General features: G+C 66.2%; 3 protein-coding genes and 2 pseudogenes. All 5 read right to left on the reverse strand.

Features of this window, described 5'->3' with window-relative positions; translation table 11 throughout:
* Positions 1-141, reverse strand: a pseudogene (locus tag QZY01_RS02715) (electron transfer flavoprotein subunit beta/FixA family protein); the annotation flags it as partial.
* Positions 142-257: 116 nt separating this feature from the next.
* A complete protein-coding gene (locus QZY01_RS02720) occupies positions 258-833 on the reverse strand; it encodes a cob(I)yrinic acid a,c-diamide adenosyltransferase (RefSeq protein WP_294533023.1) in 576 nt (191 codons plus the stop codon).
* Positions 834-852: 19 nt separating this feature from the next.
* Positions 853-1,041, reverse strand: a complete 189-nt coding sequence (locus QZY01_RS02725; protein WP_294533026.1) for a twin transmembrane helix small protein — start codon at positions 1,039-1,041, stop codon at positions 853-855.
* Between the two features lie 61 nt (positions 1,042-1,102).
* On the reverse strand, positions 1,103-3,691 hold the full coding sequence (locus QZY01_RS02730; protein WP_294533028.1) for a TIGR02302 family protein: 2,589 nt from the start codon (positions 3,689-3,691) through the stop codon (positions 1,103-1,105).
* A 148-nt stretch (positions 3,692-3,839) separates the two neighbouring features.
* Positions 3,840-4,253: pseudogene (locus tag QZY01_RS02735) on the reverse strand (diaminopimelate decarboxylase); the annotation flags it as partial.

Here is a 4,253-nt window from a genome sequence, read left to right on the forward strand (position 1 = left end):
CAGAGCCTCTTCCACGGCGATTTCGTCGAACGGGTTCATCGACATCTTGACATTGGCCAGTTCGACGCCCGAACCGTCCGTCCTGACCCGGATCTTGACATTGTAATCGACCACCCGTTTCACGGGCACGAGAATTTTCATCGGCTTCGACCTCCAATGGCGGCGCAGGATTGGGTCGATCTGGTAATTGGGGCGGCAGGGCGAGTCAACGCCGCCGTCGACCCCGGACAAATTGTCGCAAGCCTGGGCTCGATCTTTCAGCGATTCTGGCCGGGAAACCACAAAATATCGGCGGCGCCGTCGTCATTGGCGATACGCGCCGCGACGAACAGGAAATCCGACAGACGATTGATATAATGCAGCGCCGGTTCGCCGATCGCTTCGCCTTCCAGCGTCAGGGCGACCATGCGCCGTTCGGCGCGGCGGGAAATGGCGCGGGCGAGATGCAGCGCGGCGGCGGCGGGCGAGCCGCCGGGCAGGACAAAGGAACGCAGCGGCTCAAGGCGCGCGTTGAGCGCGTCGATCTCGCCTTCAAGCCGTGTCGCCTGCGCGGCGACGACGCGCAAAGGCTCGTAGCCGAGCGGCTGCTCCGAAGCCGGCGTCGCGAGGTCGGCGCCGAGATCGAACAAATCGTTCTGGATGCGCGCCAGCATGGCGTCGAGTTCCGGCAACGCCGCAGTGGCGAGTCGGGCGACGCCAATCGCCGAATTGGTTTCGTCAACGTCGCCATAGGCTTCGACGCGCGGGTCGCATTTGGCCCGCCTTTCGCCATTGGCGAGGCCGGTCGAACCGTCGTCGCCGGTTCGCGTGTAGATCCTGTTCAGCTTGACCATGACGCTGTTCCAAATCCGCTTATTTGCGCATGAAAAGCGCGCCGACGATGGCGAGAATCGCCAAAAATTGCAGGCCGACCCGCCAGCGCATCAGCTTTTGCGACAGGTTGGGGGCGCCGCCGCGCAGCATGTTGGCCAGACCCAGGAAAAGCGCAAGCGCCACGCCAAGCAGGGCCGCGACGACGAGGTAATCGAAGAAATGACTCATGAACGGCTTTTCCGGTCGGGCGCATGATTTAGGAGGAATTACGGCTGTTAATCAATCCGGATCAATCGGGCTTGATCAGACGTTCGAGATAGTCCAGTTCCTCGCGGGCGCGGCTCGGATCGGAAAGCCGGCGGCGCAACTCCTCAAGCACCTTGCGCGCCTTGCGCGCGCCGGTGGCGTCGACATTGTCCCGCCGATTGGCGTGGCCGAAGGGCCCCTCGCCGTTTTGCCCGCGCAGTCCGTCCTTGCCGGCCTGCCCCTCGTCTTCGCCGGGCTCGCCATCGCCCTGCTGCGCCTGTTTGGCCAATTCGCCCGCGCTTTTGCGCAAGCCGTCCATGGCGCGCCCCTGAGCCTCCACAGCGGCGGCGTCGTCGCCCTGGCGCAGCGATTGCTCCGCTTGCCGCATCGCTTCTTCCGCCTCGTCCAGCCCCTTGGGCGCCGTTGCGCCGGAACTTTTTGCGCGTCTTTGCACCGAATCGAGCTTTTCGCGCAGGCGGCCCTGGCGCTGGTCGAGGGGATCGGCGTCCGCCACATCGGAGCCGTCCTCCCCCGGCTCTCCCGCAGCTTGTCCCTCGCCCTGTCCCCGGTCCGGATCTCTGGCGCCGGACATCGCGCCCGGCTTGCCCCTGCCCGAGCGACGTCCCTTGCCATCGGCGGGCGGCTGGAGGCCCTTCGGCGGCTCCAGTCCAGACTCGGCCGGCTCCGCCTGTTCATGCGCGTAAGTGTCGTCGCGCAATTTCTGCTGTTCGCGCATCATCTTGTCGAGGTCGCGCATGGTCCGGTTGTTGTTCGCCGCCTTGCCGCCCTGGCCCGATTTTTCCGCCCGCCGCAGATTTTCCAACATGTCCTGCATCCGGTCGAGCAAATCCATGGCGGCTTCCTTGTCGCCGTCCTTCGCCGCCTCGGCCAGTTGATCGAGCATGCTTTTGAAATCCTTGGCCGTGACCGAACGGCCGTCGCCGGATTCGGTTTCGCCGGATCGGGCCTGAGTGGACGATTTTTTCGCCATTTCGGCTAGGAAAGCGTCCAGGGCCTTTTGCAATTGCTGGGTCAGCCGGGCGATTTCCTCCGGCTTTGCGCCGCGGTTCAGCGCGTCGCGCAAAGCCTTTTGCGCCGCGCGCAGGTCGCGCTCCGCCTGCGGCGCATCGCCCTCTTCGAGACGCAGGGCCATTTCCCATAGAAAATCGGCGACGCCTAAGAGTTCGTCGTCGCGGCGCGCGTGTCGAAGCGCGGTGTGGGCATAGCGCAGCCCGAGATAGACGCCGGGCTTCGGGGTGAAAATCTCGGGCGCGACCATCATGGCGTCCAGCGCCGACAGCACCTTGTCCTTTTGCGCGGAATCGAGCGCGAGCAACCGGCGTTGTTCCGCCAGGGCGAGGGCCAGCGGATTGACCAGGTTCTTTTTCGGCAGGACGAAGCCGCGCAAAACCGCCTGGCCTTCGTTGCCGCCTTCGTCTTGGACGCTCAGGACCAGATCGACCGGCGCGCCGGCATAGGGGCTGTCGGTCCAGTCGAGCGTCGAGCGCCCATCGCCCAATCCTCCGGGCGCCGCAGGCAGATCGAGCGGCCCGCTTGGCGGGGCGACCAGGGCGTGGCCAAGCGGCGGGGGGGCGTCGGCGTTCAGGCGCGCGGCGACACCTGCGTCGCGCGCGCCATAATCATCCCCGATCCGATAGGCGAGGACGAAGGTCCCGCGCAGATTGGCCTGGGGCGCCTCCAGCGGCGTGACGGTCGGCGGGGCGTCGGGCAGGCTGCGCAGCGAAAATTGCGCGATTTCAGTAGCGCCTCGCGAAATCCGCAAGCTACCGTCGCCGCGCAGGATGAGGCGGCGCTCCTTGAGCGCGGCGGCGCCCGCGCCGTCTGGCGCCGGCTCGACGCCGCCTTGCGCGGCCACGCGCAGATCGATCGAGTCGGCGGCGCGAACGACGATCGAAGAACCGACGGGCGCGGCGATGGCGGCGGCTTTTTCGGTCGGCTCGTTCAGCGCCAGCACGATCGGCGGCCTGCCGGTGTAGTCCGGCGGATCAATCCAGGCGTCGATGCGCGACGGCTCATTGGCGGCCATGCGCCAGCGCCAGTCGAAAGCGGCGGCGAGCCGGGCGTATTTTTGCGGACCGGCCAGAAAGGCCCCCACGCAAAGGGCCAGCACCGCCAGCGCTCCGAGCGCATAAGGGTCCAGCGCCCAGAGGCGCGGCTCCGGAGCGACTGGACGCAGGCGGGCGGCGATTTTTTCGGCGCGGCGCAAATGCAGCCGCCATAATGTCCGGGTTTGCGGATCGCCATCATTGGCCAGAGCGTCGGAGAGCGCCGCCGCCGGGGCGTCCGGGTCGGCGCCGTCCAGCGCCGCGCGCGCCTCTCCGGCGGTGGGGAAGGAAAATTTGCGCGCCCGCGACAGGCTGAGGACCAGCGCGACGAGCAAGGCCGCCGTTCCAATGATCCGAAGATAGACCGGAGCGCCGAGCCAAACGCCGGTCCAGCTCAGGGCGACGAAAAATGCGGCGACAATGGCTGCGGGAGCGAGCGCGGCGGCGAGGCGTTCGACCAGTAGCGCGGCCCGGGCGAGCAGGGTCAACAGCCGCAGCCTCGGCTGAGCGGCGCCAGCGAAAAGCGCCCGCAGTCCACCAAATAATCCTGATTTTTCCTTCGTCACCCGATGGCGCCTCTTTGTCGCCGGCGCCCCGATATGATTGGATCGTGTCGAGCCACCGGTTTTAAGTCTTTACGCGCTTCATAAGCGAAACGGCTTCCACTTCGCTTGAAAACGCTTTGAGACCATGATTGCGCGCCCAAACGAAGGTTCATGTCAACCAAGGCGGAATTTTGTCCAGTCCGATCAGCGCCGCATAATCGCCGCGCGGCCGGATGGTCGCGTGGCGGTCGCCATCGACCAGCACTTCCGGGGCGAGCAGGCGCGAATTATAGGTCCCCGCCTGCACCGCGCCATAGGCGCCCGCCGACATCACCGCCAGCAGGTCGCCGGGCGCTGGCTCGGCCAGTTCGCGGTCCTGGGCCAGATAATCGCCGGTCTCGCAGACCGGCCCGACAATATCGGCCTTGAACAATGCCGCCCCCTCGCCCGGCGCGACGACCGGGAAAATATCGTGATGGGCCTCGTAGAGCGTCGGCCGCACCAGATCGTTCATCGCCGCATCGACGATGATGAAGTTTTTCGCCGCGCCGCGCTTGACGTAAAGAACCCTGGTCACCAGCAC

The sequence above is a fragment of the uncultured Rhodoblastus sp. genome (genome assembly GCF_903903185.1).
Lineage (GTDB): Bacteria > Pseudomonadota > Alphaproteobacteria > Rhizobiales > Beijerinckiaceae > Rhodoblastus.